This window comes from Pseudofrankia coriaricola (genome assembly GCF_032027725.1).
Lineage (GTDB): Bacteria > Actinomycetota > Actinomycetes > Frankiales > Frankiaceae > Pseudofrankia.
The window spans coordinates 93320-115566 of sequence record NZ_JASNFO010000057.1 but is presented as its reverse complement, the minus strand read 5'-3'; the positions used below and the strand labels follow the sequence as shown (position 1 = coordinate 115566).

Below are 22247 nucleotides of genomic sequence, written 5' to 3'. Positions count from 1 at the left end.
GTGGTCGGCCCGCGCATATCCGGCGCGGCGTACGGGCACGCGAAAAGAAGTTGCAGCAGCTTGAGATACGCAGCGACCCGAGATACTGAGGGAATCCATGAGCGGCATCGTCTACCCGGCGCTCCACAAGGAGGCGTCGAGCACGTCGGCGGCCCAGCAGGCCATGTTGTTCCGGCTGACGAAGGCGTCCCTCGTCCTGGCCGTCCTGTCCGCGCTTTTCGGCGCGCTGCCCATCGAGCCGCACGTCGGGGAGACCGAGGTGGACGTTGCTACCTGGATCGCCATAGTGGCTTTCATCGGCGTGTTCGTCTGTAACCTCGCCCTGGCCCTCAGGCGGCCCGAGCGCACCTGGTACGACGCCCGGGCGGTCGCCGAGTCGGTCAAGTCGCTGAGCTGGCAGTTCGCCGTGGGTGGCGGCGAGTTCGCGGAGGCCGAGCGGGCCGACGGCAAGTCCCCGGAGGACGTCTTCCGCGGCCGCATGGACGAACTGCTCGAACGGATGAAGGAGGTCGGAGTTGACCGGCTGATAACCCATGGCCCAAGCGGGGGCACGCCGTCGCCGAGCATGACGGACCTGCGGACGGAGGACCTGATCAAGAGGATCGACCAGTACGTCGCCGGCCGTCTCGACAACCAGCGGAACTGGTACCGCAAGAACGCGAGGAAGAACGCGACCAACGCCGACAGGTTCCTCTGCGTGTCCATCTTCATCCCGTTCGCTGGGATCGTCCTCGGCCTCGTCGGCGTCCTGACCTCCCTCGACGTCGACTTCGTGGGTATCGCCGCGGCGGCGGCCGCCGCGGCCCTCGCGTGGACGCAGTCGAAGGACTTCGAGACGATCGCGCGGGCCTACCAGCACACCGAACGGGACCTCGTGAAGGCACTGGACGAGGTCGAGGCGAAGCGGGCCACCTACGACGACGCGGACAAGACGTGGGCCGACTTCGTCGACTCTGCCGAACAGGCCATCTCCCGCGAGCACACCCTGTGGCTGGCCCGGCGCGGCGTGCCGCCGCGCGAGACCTTCCGTGCGGGCCGGTCCTGACCGCGGCCATCTGACCGGCTGTCGCGCGAAAACCCTCGGTACAAGGTCCGCTCACCGCCGAACGGGTGACGTCGCGACGGTTACCTTGCGTTACGTGCCGTCAAGAAACGTGACCATTCAGCGCGCGAACCGGCGTACTCGAGGATGCCCACCCAGCGCCCACGAGAGCATCGACTTCAGCAAGCCCAACGCTTGGTGGCGACCCGCCGGGAACGGGTTAAGGGAGCGGCGGCGCCGGCCTTCATGCTCCCCGCCGAGCTGCTGCCAGGCCGTTCTTCGCGGAGGATGGCGGAACCGACCGGAAGCAGCTCGGCGGCCAGCGATACCGTCTGCTGTCCACACACCACGGGTGCGGCGCCGACTTTGCCCGCAACGTACAATTCAGCGAGCGGTTCGGCTTCTCCGGGGGGAGCTCGTCGAGTGGTATTGAGTCGAAGCCAGGCTCGTTTCCGGCGTCAGCTGAGGCGGGTGCCGCTGACCAGCGCTTATGGTTGGGTCGGTCGCCAGATGAAGCGCGCGGCGGCCTATGGTTTGGTCTGTTCGGCGGTGCTTCTTCTCGGCGCGTCCGCCGCCAGCGCCAACGGGCCGCGGGCGCTCTCGACACCCAGCGTGAACGCGACGGCCAGTGCGTCCGATTCCGGCGGCTCGGGCAACAAGGACGAGGCCCTCCAGACCAAGCCAATCCGTGTCGTCATCCTCGTCGACGAGTCGGGCAGCGAGTCGGACACCGACGTGGAACGGGAGCGCAGCGCGGCGACGTTGCTCGCTCTCGGCGAGCTGTCATCCCAGTCGCAGGTAGCGGTCATCGGTTTCGGCAGCTCCAACGGCCCCGGCCAGTCGGCCGTCGACCCGGTGTGCCCGCTGACCGACCTCGGCAGCGCCGCGAACCAGACGTTTCTGGTCCGCTGTATCGCAAAGCTGCATCGCCGCGACGCCAACGAGGGAAACGACACCGACTTCGCTGCCGCGCTCGGGCAGGCGCTGTCCGTCCTCGACCAGAAGACCGACTCGATCCAGCGCGCCAACGTGGTCTTCATGCTCACCGACGGCCAGCTCGACGTCCCGAACAGCCCGCAGTACGGCGCGACCCCGGCGGAGCGCAACGACGCGGCCCGGCGGGAGCTGACCGGCGAGCTGGCCGATGCCCGGGCCGACGGGGCGCAGATCTGGCCGCTGGGATTCGGCGACAAGATCAACAAGGACGCCCTGGACACCCTTGCCGCGGGCGGCGCGCAGGAGACCTGTAACAACCTGCCAGACGCGAAACCGCGGGCGACCATCGTCAGTTCCTCGAACGACACCCTTCAGGCGCTGGTCCGTGCCTATGCGTCGGCCCGCTGCGCTCACGCCGAGTTCGGCGGCGGCAACCTGAGGCCCGGTCAGTCGGTCGACCTACACGTGAGCGTTCCCGAGATCAGCACGGACGGCGCGTTCGTCGTGCTCAAAGGTGACCCGACCGTCCAGGTCAGCTACCTCGACCCGCTGGGTAGGGAGGTTGGCGACCAGGCCAGCTTCGACGGTTCGACGTTCACCCGCGGCCCGCAGGGCGACGGCGTCGACTCGCTGCGCGTCGCCAACCCGCGGCCAGGGAGGTGGACGATCCGGCTGACGGCCGGCCCCGGCACGACGAAAGACACCGAGGTCGTCGCGGCGGCGATCTGGCAGGGCGTCGTTCGCGCCTCCCTCGTCGTCGACCCGCCGTCGCCGCGGGCCGGCGAGCGGGTCGCGATCCACATCCGGCTGCGGACCCGCACCGGCGAGATCGACGACCCCAAGGTGCTCAGCGGGGTGCGGGTCGGGGTGGGGGTGAGCGGTGACACGGTCCCGCCTCAGCTCCTCACGCTGACCGACGACGGTAAGGGAACCGACCAGAAGGCCAACGACGGCCAGTTCTCCGGCCAGTACACCGTGCCCGCCGGAGCGACCGGTGTGCTGACGTTCGTCGGCACCGTCGACGCCCCCGGCGTGCTGCCCGACGAGCGCACCTACTCGACCGAGATCTCGACCGGCCCGCCGCCAGTGGTCGCCGCCGTCTCCCTGGGCGATGGCACCGTGTATCCCGGCGGCACCGTGACCGGAAAGATCACGATTACCAACCAGGACGGCCAGCCGCATCGGCTGCGCCTCGTGCTCGACGACCTGAGTCCCGGCGCGCTCGCCCAGCTCGTCCCTGCCGACCTGGTCGTCAACAGCCCTGGGGCCGGCCGGACCGAGGCCTCCTTCAAGATCTCCTTCAACGCTGCGACTCCGCTCGGCGGGACCAGCGGCACCGTCCGCGCGGTGGACGCCGACCAGCCGTCGAAGGCCTACGCCGAAAGTTTCTTCAACGTCACGATCGCCAAGCCGGCGCCGCTGTGGAAGAAGCTGATCTGGCTCTACATCGTCGCAGCGGTTCTCGTGCTGGCCGGGACCTTCATGGTGAGTCGGCTGGTCGGCGCGCGGCGGGAGCGGGCTGACGTCCGCGGGCTGGTGATCCAGCTCTACCGCGGCGACCAGCTCGTTCACCAGCTGCGCGCCCCGGCACGGCGCGCCACGGAGATGGTCTTCGCGGTCCGGGAACCCGCCGGCGCAAGCCCCACCCTCGACCGGCCGCGCGCTGGCGAGAAGCGTTACGTCGCGCGCCGCGGTGACATGGGTGGCCTCGTGGTGACCCAGCCGGACAACCGGGCGGTCCCGCTTCGGGGCAGTCAGAAAGTGTCGGTGGGCGACGGGCTCGAGGTCGGCTACGAGGACACCCGCGTGACCACCACCGCCGCCGGCCAGCGACCGACGACCTCCGGCGCGCGCGCAGACTCGCCGGCGCCGGCGGAGGACGACTTCTGGGCGAGGAGGTCCGGCGACGGGTATTCGTCTGGCGGCATGGACGACGCTCGCTGGGACGATTCCCAGTTCAGCGACGCGGACCGTGACGCCGAGACCCTTACCGCCGGCTCGGACCGGGGCCCCCGGCCCAGCCGGGGCCGCGGGGCCCGCGACACGGGTCAGGGCCTCGCCGGCCACCAGCGGCGGCCCGCCGACGACGTCCACGAGCACCCGACCCAGGAGGCGCCCGGCGGGCGAGGCCGCGACGGCGGTGACTCCGGCCGCCGGCCTGGCAGAGGCCGCCGGCCGTGACCGGCGCGGTGGCCAGCCCACCAGTCGACGGCGACAGCACGTTGGACCGCCTGGTAGCGGATCGCGCCAGGTGAGCGGCAGACCGGACCACGGTTCGGGAGATGGCAAGGAGACAGGCAACCGAGGATGAACATCTACCAGCCGATGATGTTCGTGGGCCTGGGGGGGACAGGCTGCGCGGTCGGCGCGGAGCTGGAACGGCGGCTTCGCGACGAGCTGTGCGGCCCGGACGGCCGGGACCTCATGGCGAAGATCCCCTCGGCGGGCTATCTCCCTTACCAGCTGCCAGCCCCGCTGCAGTTCGTCTACGCGGACCTTAACGAAGGTGAGCTCACCGCGCTGTCCGGCCGCGCCGGCTCCGAGGAGCACCGGGCGGCAGTCGGGCGCACCCAGCACCTCACCCACGGGCTGGTGCCGCGGTTCGACACCTACCCCCAGGTCGCGATGAGCCTGCGGGCGAACGCCACCGACTACGTGCGCGGCTGGCTGCCGGGCACCGAGCACGAGCCGAAAATCGCCCCGCTGCTGAAGGGCGCCGGCCAGCTCCCGACCGTCGGGCGGGCGGCTCTGTTCGAGACCTTCCGCGGCGGTCTCGGCCAGGCGCAGGGGCCGATCAACGACGCTATCGGGGCGATCAGCAACTCAGGCGACGCGCTGCTGCGGCTCGGCGGTCGCCTCGGCCAGTCCTGCGACGTCTTCGTCGCCTTCTCGGTCGCCGGCGGCACCGGCGCCGGGATCTTCTACGACTACCTGTATCTCATCGGCGACGCGTTCCAGCGTTCCGACTACCGGGCGCAGATCTACCCGCTGGTCCTGATGCCGTCGGCGTTCGAAGACAAGCTGGGCGGCGGCCGCCGGGCTCGGCTGAACTCGGCCCGCGCGCTGGTGGACCTCTTCCGCCTGGTCGACAGCCAGAACGGTTCGTCGGCGAGCATGGAGTTGTCCCACCGGGGCGTCCCAGGCTCGCTCGGCGTGCTCTACCCCGGCCAGGAGCGGGCCACCTCGCTGCTGCCGTCGACGGTGCAGACGGCGTTCCTGTTCAGCGGCAGCGCCGGGGTGCGCCGTGACGACCTGCACCGTTCCATCGTGTCCCTGATGCTGTCGCTGGTTGGCACCGGGCAGCGCGCCGACGCCGGCTCTGCGGGCGGGGAGCGTTTCTACCAGTCGTTCGCCGATGACTTCATCAACCGGGGCGTGGAGCGGGAGGTGCCGGCCTCGTCGGGGGTCGGCCTGCGGGGCGTGTCCACCAGTCTGGTCGCCTCCATGACGATCCCGGTCGACGACCTGGCCGACGTCGTCGCCTCGCGGCTGCTCGCCAGGGCGCTCGACGAGCTGGCCACCCCGCCGCCCGGTGGAGCGGAGGAGAACAGGGAACTCGTCGACGGCTTCGTCACCGCCGCGAACCTCGCCGCGGTCCGCGGCCACCGGCCACCGCCGTTCACCGATGTGGAGCCGGTGAACGGCGCGGAGGACATCGTCGCCGCGCTGCGGACCCGCAGCCAGACGATGGAGAGCAACGTCCAGTTCCTGGAAGACCGGCTGCGCCGCGAGGTCGCCGGCATCGCCGCCGACTTCGACCCGTACCGGGCGCTGGAGAGCCTGCTCGGCGGGGTGGACCTGCTGCGGGCCCGGCGGGTGATCGAAGGCGAGCGGAGGCTGGCGTCGCCGCCCAGCCGCGCCGGGGTCGCCGGGCTGCTCGACCTGATGCGCCGCTCGCCGCGGCCGCCGGCCGGCATCGCCGAGGCGCCGCCACAGCTCGGTGACCTGCGGAACAAGTTCCTGGGTATGTCGAAGATGCGCTGGAGCGACGACCGGGTCCAGCGCCTGCTCACCGAGCAGGACAACTGGTATGCCTGGCAGGCGGAGCGTGCGTGGAGCGCTGCCTGGTCCGATCAGGCCGGCCGGTGGGGCAGGACCTTCGATGGACTGCGCTCCCAGCTCACCGCGGTAGTCGACGAGCTCGAGCAGCACGTCCAGGAGGAGCCGGGCCTGTTCGCGCAGCGGACCGCCGCGCTCTACCGCAGCCGCGTCGGCGTGACCTACCTGCTGCCGCCGCATGGCGACCTCGACGCGTTCTACCGGGACGTGCTCGACCGGTTCGCCCACCGCGACCACACCCGGCAGCGGGCCACGGAAGCGGACATCGTCAACTCCCTGCTCGGCTCGGACGGCTGGCTGCGCGCCTGGCAGGCCGGCCAGCAGTCGCCGGCGGCGGCCGTCGCCACGCTGCGTGAGCGGCTGAAGCAGGAGGTCAAGCGCCTCTTCACGCAGGACGTGCAGCCGGGGACCCAGCCGTTGCTCCCGACGATGGCGAGCCTACTAATGCGGGCCGCTCGGCCGGAGGACGGCGGTGGCGGCGTCGTCAGCGACGAGATCCGTCAGTTTGAGGCGAAGATCCACGGTCTGGTCCCCGCCGGTTTCACCCCGCAGGGCTCTGGCGATCTCAAGGTGCTCATCTCCTACCCGGCGGGCGCGGCGGACGAGGGGATCGAGCGATTCCTGCGCGACCGCCTGCGGCTGCCCCGCGACTCCGGCCTGGCGCTGGAGTTCCGCCCGATCACCGCCGAGTCGATCGCTGTTGTGCTGTTCCGGACCTCGATGGGCCTGACCGAGGTCCCGGAGGTCCGGGAGATCATCCACTTCTGGTCGGAAGCCGTCACGAACGAGTTCCGGCAGGACTTCCTGAAATGGCGTCAGCGGCTCAGCTACGACTTTTCCTGGACGGTCACTACGGAGGAGGACCGGGTCCGTATCCTGCACCACCTGCTGTGCGCGCTGTGGAACGGCCACATCGGGATGCGTGAGGGCGACGACCCGGAGTCCCCGGCCCGGCTGCGCGTCCAGCTGGGCGACGGCGGCGACCGGGTGGCGATGACCCTCCCGCTGACCAGGTATGGCCGGCTGTCGTCGTGGAGCAGCCTGCTGCGCTCCTATGAGGAATGGGTCCTCGCCGACGACGACGTGATCCGGCGGGACTTCTGTGAGCAGCTCATGCACAGCTCCCCCCATGGGATCGCCCGCGGCCCGGTGCCGCCGGCCGAGCTGTTCCTGACGCTGTACAAGGTGGCCGAAGCTCTGAAGACCGAGCTGGACGAGCGGCGCGCGCTGCGCAAGGCCGGCCCGCACGGCCATGTGCAGGAGTTTTGGACGAAGACGTTCCCGGCGGCCCTTGACCTGCCGTTCGAGAACGTCTCATTGCCGGTCTTCGCGAACCTGCGGGAGCTGGTCGAGAACGTGAGCACCGTGCGGCGCGGCCGCTCTGCCCGGGCCGACCAGCAGGACCCGGTGATCGGCCGCGGCGACGACGACTACGACGACAACTACACGGACCCGTGGCGATGACCATGACCGCCCCGTCGGGCATGCCCGTCTCCCCTGACGGCGTCAAGGACCTGGTCGTCGAGATCGACCTGCGTGACGACGACGTCCGCCAGGCCTTGGCCGACTGCGCGAGCTTCGACGAGTTCCAGCGCGACTTCGCCAGGGAGCAGGGGGTCAGGTCCGGCAACTGGGGCCGGGTGCTGCTCGTCGACAACCCGCGCGAGCTGCGCCGCGCCGCGCACGTGAAGGGGGTGCGCAAGGTCGCGTTGGCCAGGACAGCCGGCTCGGTGATGTGCCTGTTGGTCGGCCCGGCCAGCGGCGTGCCGACTCCGCTCGGGCTGCCGGAGCCGCAGGACCCAGACGAGGCCGACGACCGGCGGGAGACGCCCGAGACGGCCCGGCATGCCGGCCGGCCGGGCCGGGGCCCGCGGCCCGGCACGGCGACGCCGCCCGGCACGGGCAGCCCCGAGACCGCGGCCCGCTGGGAGGCCGCCCTCCAGGAGGAGCGTCGGGGCGCCTCCGCGACGTCGTTCGACCCGGGCCGCGCCGGCCGGCGGCCGGGGCGCGGTGCCCCCCAGAGCCGGCGCGTGGCGCACTCCGGCCTTCCGGACGACGACCCTGAGAACGAGCCGGCCGTTGACCGGCACAGCTATGGCCCCAGCCGCTCTGGCGACGGTGGAAACCCCGCCACCCACGGGCGTCGGCCGGGGCGCGGCAGGGGCGCGGGCGAGGCACGCAACGGCCAGCGACCGACCACCGGCGCGGCGGCAGACCGGCGCGCCACCCGGGTGGATCCGGAGGCCGAAGGCTGGACCGAGGCGCCAGCCAGCTGGCGCGGTCCCGGCGCCAGCGCCAGCGCCGCTGACATCCCCGAGCCCTTCGAGGACAGAGACGTCGCACTGCGGCTGCCCAGCATCTTCGGGCAGCGCGCGATCGCCACCCTGTGGGTGAGCGACGGCCGCGGTGTCGGCTGGGGTCTTGGCGAGACGCGCCCGAGCTCGATGACCGCCGCCTCCGCCGACTTTCGAGACACGTCTGAGAGTGCCCAGTTGATCGCGCTGCGCGACGCGCTGCGCGAGCCGTCAGTGTTTGACCGGGTGACGAACCTAGTGGCCGAGCTGCCGGACGCCGTTGCGGCGCCAGGTTTGCGGGCGGTCTCCGGCCGGGTCGACACTGGGGTGCTCGACGAGGCGCAGCAACGCGCGATCGCCAGGCTGGCCCTATCCGACGACAAGACTCCGGCCGGCGGCGCACCGCCGGCCGGGTTGTTCCCCAGCCCGCCGCTGTCGCTGCTGCTGCCAGCCGGACCGCCCGAACGAGGGCTGGCCGCCGCCCGCTCCGGCGCCCGCGGGCCCCGCTCGGTGCGCGCCCTGCTGCCGGACGGCCTGCTCGGCACGTCGCTGCGACGCTGCCGCGATCTGCTCGACGACGCGGATGCCGTGGTGACTGGCCTGCGCGGTACCCGCGCTCTGCTCACCGGCCGCGTGCCCGGACAGGGCGGCGTCGATCGGCGCCCGGTGGCGACTGCGGCGACGCTGATGACGGATGCGGCGGACGAACTGCGCCAGCTGCGCGTCAACCTGGCCGACGACTTCACCGACCTCGACGGGCTGCGCGGCCTTGGCCCAGCCGCCCGCGACCGGTTGGCCCGCCTCGGTGTCGCGCAGCCGCCGTCGACCATCGACGACCGGTCGGTGGTCGCCAGTCTGCGCGGCTTCACCCACGACTCGCTCGACCTGGTCGATCCGGACGAGGACACACGCGTGTCGCTCGGCACACTGGCGCGCTGGCTCGGCGGCATCGCGTCGGCGCTCTTCCCCGCAGGCAGTGCGGCGTACGTCGACCAGCTCGACCAAGCCTGCCCGGACGACACCCTGACGCGGCTGGCGAGCCCGCCGTCGCTGGGTATCCGGCCTGCCGGGGCCGGCTTGGTCCTCCCCGTCTTCCTGCTGTGCACGCTCGCTTCCCTCTGGTCGCCGGTCGGCGCCAGCGGCACCGGCGGGCTGGCGGCCGCCGCGGTGCTCGGAGTCCTCGCGTGGCTGCTGGCGCTGGCCGGTGCCCGGCTGCTGGTGGTCGCCGGCAGCCTGCCCGACCAGCGCGTCGCCGCGGGTGAGTGGCTGGCTCTCGGCGCCGTCGGCTTGGCAGGAGTGGCCGCGGGGTGCGCGCTCACCCGGTTCACCGGCGGCCCTCCGCTGCCCGGCCAGCTGCGCCCTGTCACCCTCCTGCTGGCCGCGCTGGGGCTGGTCCTGTGGCCGCCGCTGGTCTGGCGGTCGGCCGCCGGGCGGTGGCAGACTGCCCTGTCCGAAGGGCGCGAGGCGGCGGTGCGCTTGGCCGAGCTCGCCGAGCACGTGGCGCGGTTCGAATGGATGCTGGTCAACCGGCGCCGCGCGGCGCACGAGCTGACCAACGCGGTGCGTGGCGCGGTGCTCGACATCCAGGGAGCCATCGCCGACTACGCCGACGAGCTCAACCCCAGGGTCGACGTCCCGCCGCCGGAGCCGGTTCCGGGCCTGGAAACCGAGGTGGCGGTACTGCTCTACCAGCGGGTGGGCGAGATCTCCAGGGTCGTCCTCGAGGACCTCGTCGACTTGGTGCGCGCCGCACTGACCAGGGTGTGGACCGATCTGGAGCGGCGCGCCCTCGATGCCCCAGCGCAGTGGCTGCGTGAGGAGGCGGACTGGCTGCTCGAGGTGTACGGCCAGCACCTTCAGCTGCGGGGGATCCACGAGCAGCCACCGTTCGGCCGCGAGGACCACGGGCCGCGCCAGGAGCTGGTGGACGCGGTGTGGACCGGGTCGCGCCGGGTTGGCGACGTGCTTGGCGCCCAGGTATCGGACGACGACATCCTGCAGCTCAACGGCGCCGAGGACCTTTCCTTCCTCGACGTCTCCGCCGCGCGCGCGGCGGTCGCCCGGTTCGCCCCGCGGGCCGCGCGGGGCGTGCTGGGCAGGCTCGGGCACGAGCCCGCGTCGGCGGTGCCGGTGCCCGCCGACCTGGCGTGGACGGAGGGAGGCCAGGTGGCCGGAGTTCTGCGACTGGTCAGCCTGCGCCCTGGCGCGGTGCGCACGACCACCGCCGGGGAGGCGTGATGGCGGCGTCGCCACCAGGTGCCGGCCGCAGGCCGCGCTCGGACGTCCCATACGGCGCCGGCGACGGGGGCTTCGACGAGCCGGACGAGATCGAGTACGTCGACCCGCGAGGCAACGTGCGCAGACTGCTCGTCCAGCCGCGGCCGCTGGAGCCCCGCGCCAGCCGGAACGGCTCGGCCGGCCGCCAAGGCCAGGGGCCGTTGGAGACCCTGATCGTCGACGAGGTCGGCACCAAGAGGTCTTACCTCTACAAGAAGCTGCCGAAGGATCTCGCCGAATCCGGTTCCGCCGACGCGTTCGAGGCGTACGACAACGAGGTGCAGGTCGGTCTTCAGCTCGCCCGCGCGACCACTGCCGCCGGCCAGCGCTATCCGGTGGAGCTGTCCCGGTTGATCGGCTACAACCCCGCCGAGGCCGCGCCGTTCATGCTGTGGGAGGAGCTCGGGGACCCGGTCGAGCGGTTCGTGGAGAGGATACCGACGGTCGAGGCTTTCCAGGTCAGCCTGTTGCGGGCACTGTCGATGTTGGAAACGGCCGGCGTGGTGCACCGCAGCATCTGGCCGATGACGGTCCGCTGGACCGGGAAGAACGTTCAGATCACAGACTTCCGCAACGCGCGGCTGACCGGTGAGCCATGCCGGCCGGCGCCCGACTGGCTGTGGTCGGCGCCGGAGGCGCGCCAGCCCGACGCGATTGCCGACCCCGCAGAGGACCTCTGGAGCGCCGGGCTGGTCATGGTGCACGTGCTCAACGGTCGGCTGCGCAACGGCGACGAGATCCCGCCGGAGCTGCGGGGGATCGCCGCCGGGCTCGACCAGACGCTGGATGGCGTGTTCCGGCCGGAACCGTGGGACCGGCCGTCGATTCAGTTGATAATGGAGGAGTTGAACGCGTCGGACCAGTTCGTGCCTCCGGGCAGCTACCCGGAGGCAGTCCTGAACGAGAGGCGGTTCCGGCAGGGCATCGACGAGTTCGACCGGATAAGCCGCGCCAAGGAGCCAGCAGGATCCGGAGGTGCGCGGTCCGGTGGCGACGGCGCTGGCGGAAGCGGCGGCGGATCCAGGAGTTGGCGAGAATGACCACCCCGTTCACCAGGAACGACGCCACCGTCGTCCTCTGCCCGACCTGCCTGCACGAGTTCGACTGGAACGCCGACCCGACGCTGTACGAACGGACCAAAGGCCGCCAGTTCATCCCGATCTTCCAACTCGACGGGGAGCCCGAACGGGTGCTCCGAGACCGGCAGCTCGGTGCCTGGAAGAAGTGCGCCGCGCCGCTGCGGGAGAGCGAGAACCCACACTTCCTCCCGGCGCGCTACGGGCAGTACGGCCGCCCGCTGGTCGTCGCGTTCGTGGGTGGCAGCAACGCGGGCAAGTCCCACCTGCTCGCGGCTATGGTGCGGGAGATCGAACGCGGCGCGCTGGACGCGATTGGGGCCCGTGCCGACGCGCTCGACCACGAGGAGCATGACAACTACGTCGCCACCTTCGTCGACCCGCTTTTCCGGTACAACCGGGCGATCGAGTCGACCACGCCAGAGCGCAACGCGCCGGCGGAGTTCCTCGACGGGTTCGTCGTCACGCACGGCTCGGTGACCCGACCGGTGGTGTTCTTCGATGTGTCCGGCGAGGTGCTCGCGTCGGGCCGGGATCTCGGCAACCAGTTCCTGCTCGCCATCGACGCGATGATCGTGGTCGCGGACTGGGACCGAACTCGCGTGGGGCGCGAGGACATCCATGCCGCGGTCAGCTGGACCCTGCGCCGGCTGCAGAACCAGGACGGGCGCCGGCACGACCTCCCCGTCGCGATCGCGATCAACAAGTGTGACGAGGTGCGGTTCGAGGACCCGGTGATGCGGTGGCTTCGCCGGCCCCAGCTCGCGGCCTTCCGCCAGGCGCGCAACCCGGACCGCCAGCTGCTCTGGCAGGAGAGCCGGGACGCCTACGCATACCTTTTCCAACGAGATATGGGCAAGTGGCTGGAGCCGTACTCGGTGTTCCGGCAAGTGACGATGCACTTCGTCTCCGCCACCGGCTCGCAGGGCGTTGGGGCCGAGGACCAGTTCGGCACCCCGTATGTCCGGTTCGTCAACGGAGTGCGGCCGAAGAGGGTGCTCGACCCGCTCGTGTCCGTGCTGGCGATGAGCGGGCTCTTCGGCCCGGCCGGGCTCCAGGTCGGGGTCTGGCCGGAACCTCCGCGGACAGCGCAGGGCGGTGATCTCTGATGGTCGTGACCGCCGCGCAGCCGCTGGACGAAATACTCGGTACGCCGGAGGCATCGCGGGTCCATTACATCCTCTACCGGGATGAGACCGATCGTGCGCGCGGCGTGCGGGAGGTCGGCGGTCAGGGCTTCATACCCATCGCCTCCTCGCTGACCGGTGACGCGCTGGCCGCCTGCAGCGGGCGATACGAGCGGTACGCCAACCCGTCCGGCGCCGGCGGCGGCAACGTGAGCGTCTGCCGGGTGCGGGACGGGCAGTGGGCCGTCGTCGGCGTACGGATCCGAGACCGGTACAAGTCGACCCGCCTCGCGTCTCCTGCCGATGACCGGTCAGGGCGCTATGGATGCCTGTTCCTCGGCCACCCCAGTGACCTGACCTCCACGCTCGCGTTGTCGCTGCAACCGTCAGAGGTCCCAGCCGGAACCGTACCTGGCGAGGTCGACGCCGGCGGCAGCCTTGCCGATGCCATCGACCGCCTGCTGAGCCAGGTCAGAGGATCGGAGACGCCAACCGCCGAGAGCCTGCGCGGCCTCGCCTCGCGGGCCGCGGCGCTGGACGCGCGGCGCTTCACGGTGGACGAAGGCGACCTGGGCCGGCTGGCCGCCGCCGCGTTGCGCTACGGGTCCTCCCAGGACCGGCACTGGCACCTGCTGCTGCCGGACCGGCAGACGGCCGACAACCAGCTCCTGCTGTGGTGCCTTGACGATTTGCTCCGGCGGGTACGGGAGCAGGGCATGGACGGTGGTGGTCGCGGGCGTTTTCGTGGTCTCGGCCGCCGGGCCGGCGATGACGGCGTCGAGAGCAGCGAGGACGCCGAGCTGACCTTCTCGCTCTCCCAGGTGGGACGGCTGCCTCGGGCGGCGGCCATCCTCGCCCCTCGGGTGATCTGCACCCACCCGCCGAGGTTCGAGCTGCAGGGCCAGGAGCACCTGTGCGCGCGGATCACTCCGGGCTGGCGGGCCGACCACGAGATCTTCGACGATGCCGGTGCCATGCTCGCTGCCCACTATCGAGTCGAACTGGCCATCTTCGACCGCGACGACTTCTTCCGCTATGACGAACCCGCGCCGGGCAGCATCGGCTTTGATGACACCGGATTCGACGATGTCGGGCTCGATGGCGTCGGCTCCACCGGCTCCGAGTCCTACCCCAGCGGGCTTCTAAGCGACGGCGTCCGCGAGTTCGGCCATCACGACGGCGAACCCGCACCGGGGTATGACTACGGCGGTCCCGAAGCTGCCCGCTATGGCGGCGCGTCTCCGGACATCGAGTCCGACTTCGGTGGCCGCGCGGCGTGGTCCACCGAGGCGAGTGCCAGCCGGCCGCTCACCGCGCATCTCCGGGCGGCCGGTCCGATCGTCTGGGCATCTGCCCAGGATGTTGCCGACTGGTGCGCGAAGCTGCTCGGGAGAGAAGGCGTCACGCTTCCCCCGCTTCCCCCGCTTCCCCCGCTTCCCCCGCCGAGCCCGGTGCGGTCGGTTACCGGCCCACAGCTCGCGATTGCGCCTCCGCTCGGGCACGTGGCTCCCGAACAGGCCCGACCCCACCAGCCAGGTGCCCCCGTCGACCCTGAGATCGCCACGGCAACCGGCCAGAGATCGGCCACCCGAGACCCACCGACCCAGCAAATTAGGCTCGACACGACATCCACCCCCGCGCCGCCGGCCGAGCCGCGACGAACCGGTGGTGGCCAGCGATCCCGGGCAGGCCGCGCCGCGCCGCCGCGGGACGACCGCTATGCCTCGCCGCAAACTGATGGCGATGCCGGCGGCGGGGATGACGACTACGCCGGAGACCACGGGCACGGCGGAAAGATCTCAGGCTGGAAGCCAGCGTTAACTGGCTACGACGACAACCAGGACCGGCGTCACGCAGGTTCTCGGGGTGGTGGTCGCGGTCAGCCACCCTCGGAGACCGGTAGTCGCGGGAGGAAGACCCGGTCAGACGGACAGCCATCGGGTGGATTTTCCGGCCGCCGGCAGACCGGCCGTTCCTCTCAGTCGGGCCAGGTTCAGCACGAACTGGACCCAATCATCGTCAGCATCACCAAGAAAATCACCAGGAACGAATCCCTGGACACAAGTCTCCCCTTGAGCGAGCAGCTCGAAATAATAGAAAGCAAGATAGTCGAGTACAAGAAACTCGAACCTCTCATCGATCGACTCCGTCAGCGGCAGGAGGAGAAGAATCCGGAGACCCCTTACGCCGAGATCCTCGTGAATTCCAGTAGACAGATCGACGATCTTAACAGTGAACTGGAGGCCCTCAAAGCTGCCTTTTTCCTCCAGCAGAAAGAGCTCGATAAGGTAGCGCGGTCCCGTGCTGCGGCCAGTCTCCATCCTGAAATCGATGGTGCCGGTTCCCGGCACACCAAAAATCGATCCGACAATCGGACGGTACTCGCGCAAAGTAACTTGATTTTGTCCTACCTCGGCTGGGTTGTCGCCGGCGTCATGATTCTTCTACTGGTACTTTTCGTAACTCTTTCGGTAAGTGGAAACGCGTTCTAGCTTCGATTTTTTCGGCGCTGTCGCGTTGAACCGGATCTCTTCGGGGCCTTGGTCGCGCCCCGCCCTCAATGCCACCGGATTCGCGTCCCAGCGCTCTGGTTCGGTGACCCCCGCGTCACGGCCCTGGCCGCGGCACTCCGCCGTCGAGGGTCCGCAGGCTGTCGTCGCTGGTCGTCGTGCGTCGGCGTGATCGATATGCGTCGGATCGGTGTTCGACCGCGGTGATTAGTACTGTTCGACTCTCGTCGTCGATCTCATACAGAACTCGGTAGGTGCCGCGGCGTGCCGACCAGGTCCCCTGGTAGGGCGGCAGGAGTAACGGCTTGCCCAGGCGATGCGGGTTTTCCAGGAGAGTCGTCGTGATGAACTCGTGAACGGCGGCGGCGATCTTTTCCGGGAGCCGGCTGGCGAGTGCGCGAGCCGCCGGGCCCGCGATCCGTAGCTCGTAGGGCTCGCCGCCGTGGTTCACACCTCCGGCCGGCCGGCGCCGCGGGCGCGCTTGGCCATGAGCGCGGCGAGCTCCTCGGCGTCCAGAACGTCACCGGCCTCGACCGCCGCGCGGGACTCCGCCAGCTGACGCATCGTCTCGCGACTGGCGAGCACCTCCAGTGTCTCCTCGATCGCCGCCAGGTCGTCGGGGGAGATGAGGACGGCGACGGCACGGCCGTGTCGCGTGATCTCGACCCGGTCGTGCGTCCGCTCCACCTCATCGATGAGATCCGACAGGCGGTTGCGCGCCTCGGTGAATGGCAGCACGGTCACGCTGTCCATGCTAGCCGCACGTGGGGCTATGTTATGCCTTTTGGGCGTCGCCGGCCTGTCAGATCGGTGAAGCCGATCTGACAGGCCGGCCGGACGTTGGGCGCCGACTCGACGCAGCCAGCGTGTGGGCTTGTGCCCGGTATCAGTCGTCGCCGAGCCCGGCCGCCTCGAATGCGGACAGGCTCGGGGGGATGGTGGCGGTGGGGAGGGCGTTGCCGACGAGGGGGTCGAGGGTCTTCAGGCCGTCGCCGGTGTTGTAGATGACGGTCTCCGCCTCGGGGTCGAGCAGGCCCTCGCGCAGCTGGCGGCGCAGGTTGGCGACGGTGACGCCGCCGGCGGTCTCGCCGAAGATGCCCTCGGTGCGGGCGAGCAGCCGCATGCACTCGACGATCTCGTCGTCGGTGACGTCGGTGATCGCGCCGCCGGTGCGCCGGGCCACGTCGAGGGCGTACGGGCCGTCGGCGGGGTTGCCGATCGAGAGGGACTTGGCGATCGTCGACGGGCGGACCGGCGCGACGGTGTCGGTGCCGCGGGCGAACGCCGACGCGACCGGGTTGCAGCCGGCGGCCTGCGCGCCGAACACCTTGTACGGCGTCTCCTCGACCAGGCCCAGCTTGATCAGCTCACGGAACGCCTTGTCGATCTTGGTCAGCAGCGAGCCGGACGCGATCGGCACGACGACCTGTTCGGGCAGGCGCCAGCCCAGCTGTTCGGCGACCTCGTAACCGAGCGTCTTCGAGCCCTCGGCGTAGAACGGGCGGACGTTGACGTTGACGAACGCCCACTCGTACTCGTCGGCGAGCTGGCTGCACAGCTTGTTGACGTCGTCGTAGTTGCCCTTGACCGCGACCAGGGTGCCGCCGTAGACGGCGGTCGAGACGGTCTTGCCGTCCTCCAGGTCGTGCGGGACCAGCACGATCGAGCGCAGGCCGGCGTGGGCGGCGTGGGCGGCGACGGAGTGGGCCAGGTTGCCGGTGGAGGCGCAGGCGACGGTGGTGAAGCCGAGATCGCGGGCGGCCGACAGCGCGACGGAGACGACCCGGTCCTTGAAGGAGTGCGTCGGGTTGGCGCTGTCGTCCTTGACCCAGAGGGTCTTCATGCCGAGCTCGGCGGCCAGCCGTGGTGCCGGGCGCAGCGGGGTGAAGCCGGCGCCGAGCGAGACGCGGCGGGCCGGGTCGTGCCCGGCGGGCAGCAGACCGACGTAGCGCCACAGGTTGCGCGGGCCGGCCTCGATGGACGCCCGGGTCACCCGGCGCAGCCGGTCCTCGTCGTAGGAGATCTCCAGCGGAGCGAAGCACTCGATGCAGACGTGCGATGGTGCCAGCGGGTAGATAGCGCCACAGTTGCGACAGGACAGCGCTACCGCTGGGTTCGCGGTGTCATCTGAGGTGAAGCCCGACTGGGCAGAGCGCTCCGGCGCAAGAGTCATTGGAACTCCTCATCTTTCCCGGGGCCGCCATGGCACCACGGGTCGGAATTGGCACCTGCCGCGGGGGTGCGCTCGCCTCGTCCGGTTGCCCTGCCTGTCCCCGTCGCGCGGAGCGCGACACCAGGGTCCAGGGGCCGCCTCCCAGGGGGAGATCGCGGCCAGGACGAACCGCCCGAAGGGCGGCGAGCACACTCATCCGCTCGGTTGCCGGGGCTTCACTGGGCCGTTCCCTCTGCCCCTCTGGATGAGCCATCTTCAGTTGTGTCTCCGTACTCTAGACCGCCCCACCATCGCGCGCACCGCACTTCTTGTCGTATGCACTGTGATACGGCTTGCGTCGGTCCACTCGTCCGGGCATCGGCGGGCTCTCTTGGCGGATGCTGTCGGATGGGACTCCCGGGTCGAGCGCGAGCCCACCGGAAGCCCACCAGAGTTGCTGGGACATCGCAGATCCGGGCCTGTGGGCCGCGCGGCCGACGATCGGACGCGCGGCAGGCGGGCCCTCGGGAGGAGCAGCGCGCGTGAGCGTCCGTGTCGTCTACACCGACCTCGACGGGACCATGGTCGGCCCGAAGGGCTCGTTCTTCCTGGCCGAAGCGACCCCCGACGACGCACGTCGCGGCTCCCCGGGGACGCTGACGCTCGCGGCCGCGCGGGCGCTCGTCGACCTGCACACCGCCGGCATCACGCTGGTACTGGTCAGCGGGCGGACCCGGCCGCAGCTGGTCGAGGCCGCGGCGATCTTCGGTGCCGACGGATTCATCGGCGAGCTCGGCGCCATCGTCGGCTGGGACCAGGGCCGCCAGAGCGAGATCCTGCGCGGCGCGATGCCCGAGCGTTTCGCCCAGGTACCCGAGGACCTACTGCACGAGCTGATCGCCGCCCATCCCGGCCGTCTGGAACTACACACCCCATGGCACACCGGGCGTGAGCTGGACGTGATGTTCCGCGGAAAGATCGATATCGTCGCCGCCGACGCCTGGCTGCGCGCCGCCGGTTACGGTTGGCTCTCGCTGCGCGACAACGGGCTGATCTCGCCGGCCCACATGCCGGACCTCGGCGTCAACCCGCACGTCTACCACCTCGTGCCCGACGGCGTCGGCAAGGGTGAGGCGGTCGGCTGGGATCTCAAGCGGCGCGGCATCGACCCGTCGGAGGCCATCGCGATCGGAGACTCCGCCAGCGACCTGACCATGGCGCGCCACGTGGGCCAGATGCACCTGGTTGCCAATGCCCTGCGCCACCCGGACATTGCGGCGCTGCTCTCCGCCTACGACAACGTCGTCGTGGAGAAGGAGCCGGTCACCCTCGGCTGGGCGAGCGCCGTCCGCGCCGCGGTCGCCACCCACGGCTGACACCGAGGCCCCGCCGCTAAGAAGCCGCCGGAAAATAACTCTGCTTCTTGACCAAGGAGAGATGCCGCCAGTCTCGCGACAAGTCCAACATCAAAGACGGAACTTGTTTCCCGGCGGCTCCCAAGAGTCGCGCTCCGTTCTGGCGTGGCGTCAGCGCAACCCAACCACCGATGGCGACGGCGCATCGGCGCACCACCACCGCAACCACATCCCGACCCAGCCCCACACCAGCCCCGGCCATACACCTCAGCCCCGGAACCAGGCTGGGAGGGCGCCCTAGGCGCCCGCGGACCTCCCAGATCGGCTCCGCAAGCTCCGCCGATCCGGCAGGAACCCCGGGCGTCGCGGCGAGAGGTCGCGCAAGCGACCTTCGAGCCAGCGACGCCCTAGTTCGTTGCCAGGGGCTGGGGGAGGTCGGGAGGGGCGGGGAGGGCGGCCAGCTGCTGGCGGAACCAGTCGCCGGGAGGGAGCCTGGCGGCGAGCGCGGCCAGGCGGAGCGCGCGTCGGCGGCGTTCGGCGGGTGACATGCGCAGGGCCGCGTCCATCGCCTCGGCGGTCTCGGCCACGTCGAACGGGTTGACCACCAGCGCGTCCGCGGCGAGTTCCGCGTAGGCACCGGCCTCCCGGGACAGGACCAGCGCGACGTCGCGGCCGGAGACCGCGGGGCCCTCCTTGGCGATGAGGTTCATGCCGTCGCGAATGGGGTTCACGACCAGGACGTCGGCCAGCGTCAGCGCCGCCAGTGAGCGCGGGTAGTCGTCGGTCACCTCGAGGCGCAGTGGCAGCCAGCCGTCGGTGGCGAACTCGTCCTCGATCTCGGTCGCGATCCGCTGCACCGCCGCCGTGTACTCGCGGTACTCGGGCAGGTCGTGCCGGGAGGGGTACGCACAGACCAGGTGGGTCACGCGGCCTCGCCAGACCGGGTGGTTGCGCAACAGCTCCCGATAGGCGTCCAGGCCACGGACGATGTTCTTCGACAGCTCGGTGCGGTCGACCCGCACGATCAGCCGTCGGTCGCCGACCAGTTCGCGCAGCTCGGCCGCACGGGTGATCACGTCCTTCGCCGCGGCCCGCGCGCGAAGCGCGACCGCGTCGACTCCTAGCGGGTGGATTCCGATCCTGACCCGGCGGTCCCCGTGCCCGCCCCCGGCGCCCGGCCGGGCGATCTTGGCCTGGCCGGCGGTCTCGACCGGGAGACCGAGACCGTCCGCGGCCCGCGGGCGCCCGTTCGCGGCGGCCCATCCGTTCGCCGCCGGCCGCGGTGGGCCGTCCGGGCCGTCCGGGCCACCGCGGTGTCCGTCCTCCTCATCGGGGGCGGTCCGCTGCTCGACGATGGGGACGCTCTCGGTCACGCCGCGGTCGATGACGAGCGCCCGCTCGCCGTTCACCGCCAGCTGCTCATGGACGGCGACCGCCTCCGAGATCCCCACCGCAGCGACGACGGTCGGGCTTTCGCCGTCGATCTGAAGCCGATCGTCGATCTCGATCTCGATGTCGTCACCGAACAGCGCGCGGACGCAGTCGCGGAACGCCGTCGCCCAGCGGGCGGTCAGGAAGCCGAGTCGGTCGGCGCCGAGCATGCCACCGATCACCGCGCGCGACACCCGATCCGGCAGGATGCGGAAGTAGTCCGGAGGTGCCCATGGAGTGTGGGTGAAGTGCGAGATCCGCAGGTCCGGACGCAGCTTGCGCAGCAAGCCGGGGGCCAGCGTCAGGTGGTAGTCCTGGATCAGCACCGCGGCGCCGGGCGCGGCCTCCGCGGCCAGTGCGTCGGCGAACATCGCGTTGTAGGCCTCGTAGGCCTCCCAGTCCCGCCAGAACACCGCGCCGAAGCTCGGCTCGGCCGCCGGGGCGAACAGCAGGTGCAGGACGAACCACAGCGTGCGGTTGGCGACCCCGTTGTAGGCCCGGTCGAACACGACACGGTCGACGTCGAGCATCCGCACCGCCGCGCCGCCGGTGTCGAACCTCGCCCGGTCCAGCCGCCCGTCCGGTGACTCGCGCGCCGCCTTGCGGTCGGCGTCGCTGAGCGCCGCACAGACCCACACGATGCCGGAGGGGTGATCACCACAGTCGCCCTCGACCGCGTCGCCCAGCCCGGCGACCGTGCCCACGGCCCCGGCTGTGCCCACGGCGCCCGCCGCGGTCGCGGCGGCGTCGCGGATCACTTCCTGCATGCCGCTGACGAGCCCGCCGCTGCCGCGCCGAGCCACCAACGCGCCGGTTTCCGAGAAGGAGAAAGCGACTGGACCTCGGTTGGAGGCGACGAGCACCCGCGCGGTGCCGGCGGTCTCCGGGTCGGGCCCCGCCACCGCGGCCCGGGTCAGGTATGGCACATAGGCACCCTAGACGAGTGAGACCCCGTCGTTGACCAAGTAGCGCTACACGACGGTGCCAAAAGTTAACTTGGTGGACCGACCGTTGTGACGGGTCCGTGGGCCAGCGGCGAGCGGAGGCCGATCCGGGTCAGCGAAGGCGGTTGGTGAGGACGCGCAGAAGCGCGACGACACCGGCGGGCCCGTCCACAACCAGGTCGGCGCGGTCGCGCAGGACGGCGGGGACCTCCGGACCGTCGCTGCAGACGGTGAGACCGGCGATGCCGGCGGAGCGCAGCCTGTCGACCGCGTCGAACGCCGGCAGGTCACCGAGATCGTCGCCCGCGACCAGCACCGAGCGGGCGGCCCGCTCCGCGACCAGCTCGCGCAGCGCCCTGCCCTTGTCGTGGTGAGGGGGGCGCAGCTCCAGCACCTTCTTGCCCGGCGCGGCCTCCAGCCCGTGGTCCTCGGCGAGGCGGCGCAGGGCCGGCGCCAGCGCGCCGAGCGCCGCGTCCGGGTCGGCCGCGCGCCGGACGTGCACGACCAGGGCCTGGACCTTGTCCTCGACGGTCACGCCCGGCGGGGCGTCGCGCAGCACCTCGGGCAGCAGCGCGCGCACGCGGGCGACCCCCGGCAGCGGCTCGGGGCTGGTCGTGACCCCGGTCGTGCCATCCCAGCGCTGCAGCCCGTACTGGCCGAGGACCGTCAGGTTCGTCAGCGCCTCCGGCGCGGCGCCGTTGCCGGCGGCGGCGTTCTTCCCGGAACCACCGCCCTGGGCGCGGGCACCGCCGGACACGAGGCCGGTGAGCTCGAGGACCACGTCCACCGGGCGACCGGTGATGATCGCGCAGGTGCCCACCCGACCCGCGAGCACTCGCAGAGCGTCCAGGGCGCCGGGGACGGGCACCGCGTCCGACGGCCGGAGCACGATCGGCGAGAGCGTGCCGTCATAGTCCAGCGCGACCAGCGCGGTCTTCGGCGCCGTGATCAATGCCGCGAGCCCGGCGCCGCCGGCGGGCGTGCGTGGGGCAGGGGCGGGAAGAGTTGTCATGACGCTGCCTCAGTTGGGCGTACCTGGGCGAC

The 22247-nt window shown here is 71.1% G+C and carries 13 protein-coding genes and 1 riboswitch; of the genes, 8 read left to right on the top strand and 5 right to left on the bottom strand.

Annotation, left to right across the window (positions count from 1 at the left end):
• The first annotated feature begins 97 nt into the window (after positions 1-97).
• From QOZ89_RS28665 to QOZ89_RS28635, 7 genes are all read left to right on the top strand, one after another.
• Entirely contained in the window at positions 98-1045 is a 948-nt protein-coding gene (locus QOZ89_RS28665; protein WP_071054643.1) for a DUF4231 domain-containing protein, read from the top strand.
• A gap of 507 nt (positions 1046-1552) precedes the next feature.
• A complete protein-coding gene (locus QOZ89_RS28660) occupies positions 1553-4159 on the top strand; it encodes a vWA domain-containing protein (RefSeq protein WP_071054641.1) in 2607 nt (868 codons plus the stop codon).
• A gap of 126 nt (positions 4160-4285) precedes the next feature.
• On the top strand, positions 4286-7501 hold the full coding sequence (locus QOZ89_RS28655) for a tubulin-like doman-containing protein (protein WP_071054639.1): 3216 nt from the start codon (positions 4286-4288) through the stop codon (positions 7499-7501).
• Positions 7498-10569 (top strand): hypothetical protein, encoded by a 3072-nt coding sequence (locus tag QOZ89_RS28650; RefSeq protein ID WP_131804242.1) that lies wholly within the window; start codon positions 7498-7500, stop codon positions 10567-10569. The genes QOZ89_RS28655 and QOZ89_RS28650 overlap by 4 nt, the downstream gene beginning before the upstream one ends.
• Positions 10569-11648, top strand: a complete 1080-nt coding sequence (locus QOZ89_RS28645; protein ID WP_071054635.1) for a protein kinase family protein — start codon at positions 10569-10571, stop codon at positions 11646-11648. The genes QOZ89_RS28650 and QOZ89_RS28645 overlap by 1 nt, the downstream gene beginning before the upstream one ends.
• The gene (locus QOZ89_RS28640; protein ID WP_071054633.1) at positions 11645-12793 is read left to right on the top strand and encodes a TRAFAC clade GTPase domain-containing protein; all 1149 of its coding nucleotides are present in this window, start codon (positions 11645-11647) and stop codon (positions 12791-12793) included. The genes QOZ89_RS28645 and QOZ89_RS28640 overlap by 4 nt, the downstream gene beginning before the upstream one ends.
• 242 nt (positions 12794-13035) lie before the next feature.
• The gene (locus tag QOZ89_RS28635; RefSeq protein WP_312626525.1) at positions 13036-15303 is read left to right on the top strand and encodes a hypothetical protein; all 2268 of its coding nucleotides are present in this window, start codon (positions 13036-13038) and stop codon (positions 15301-15303) included.
• A gap of 115 nt (positions 15304-15418) precedes the next feature.
• Here the strand turns inward: QOZ89_RS28635 and QOZ89_RS28630 are convergent, their stop codons facing one another.
• The 3 genes from QOZ89_RS28630 to thrC form a co-directional block, all read right to left on the bottom strand.
• Complete coding sequence (locus QOZ89_RS28630) at positions 15419-15772, bottom strand: type II toxin-antitoxin system RelE family toxin (RefSeq protein ID WP_083420133.1); 354 nt, start codon at positions 15770-15772, stop codon at positions 15419-15421.
• On the bottom strand, positions 15769-16074 hold the full coding sequence (locus QOZ89_RS28625) for a type II toxin-antitoxin system Phd/YefM family antitoxin (RefSeq protein WP_312626522.1): 306 nt from the start codon (positions 16072-16074) through the stop codon (positions 15769-15771). Before QOZ89_RS28625 ends, QOZ89_RS28630 begins: the two co-directional genes overlap by 4 nt.
• Before the next feature lie 133 nt (positions 16075-16207).
• Positions 16208-17494 (bottom strand): threonine synthase, encoded by a 1287-nt coding sequence (gene thrC, locus QOZ89_RS28620; protein ID WP_312626520.1) that lies wholly within the window; start codon positions 17492-17494, stop codon positions 16208-16210.
• Between the two features lie 189 nt (positions 17495-17683).
• A riboswitch (SAM riboswitch) is annotated at positions 17684-17745 on the bottom strand.
• Between the two features lie 270 nt (positions 17746-18015).
• Here thrC and QOZ89_RS28615 point away from each other — a divergent pair.
• Entirely contained in the window at positions 18016-18849 is an 834-nt protein-coding gene (locus tag QOZ89_RS28615; RefSeq protein WP_312626518.1) for an HAD family hydrolase, read from the top strand.
• 386 nt (positions 18850-19235) lie between these two features.
• On the opposite strand, the gene QOZ89_RS28610 is transcribed toward QOZ89_RS28615, so the two are convergent.
• The gene (locus tag QOZ89_RS28610; RefSeq protein WP_241842459.1) at positions 19236-21026 is read right to left on the bottom strand and encodes an alpha,alpha-trehalose-phosphate synthase (UDP-forming); all 1791 of its coding nucleotides are present in this window, start codon (positions 21024-21026) and stop codon (positions 19236-19238) included.
• 289 nt (positions 21027-21315) lie between these two features.
• Positions 21316-22215 (bottom strand): trehalose-phosphatase, encoded by a 900-nt coding sequence (gene otsB / locus QOZ89_RS28605; RefSeq protein ID WP_071054624.1) that lies wholly within the window; start codon positions 22213-22215, stop codon positions 21316-21318.
• Between the last annotated feature and the right edge of the window lie 32 nt (positions 22216-22247).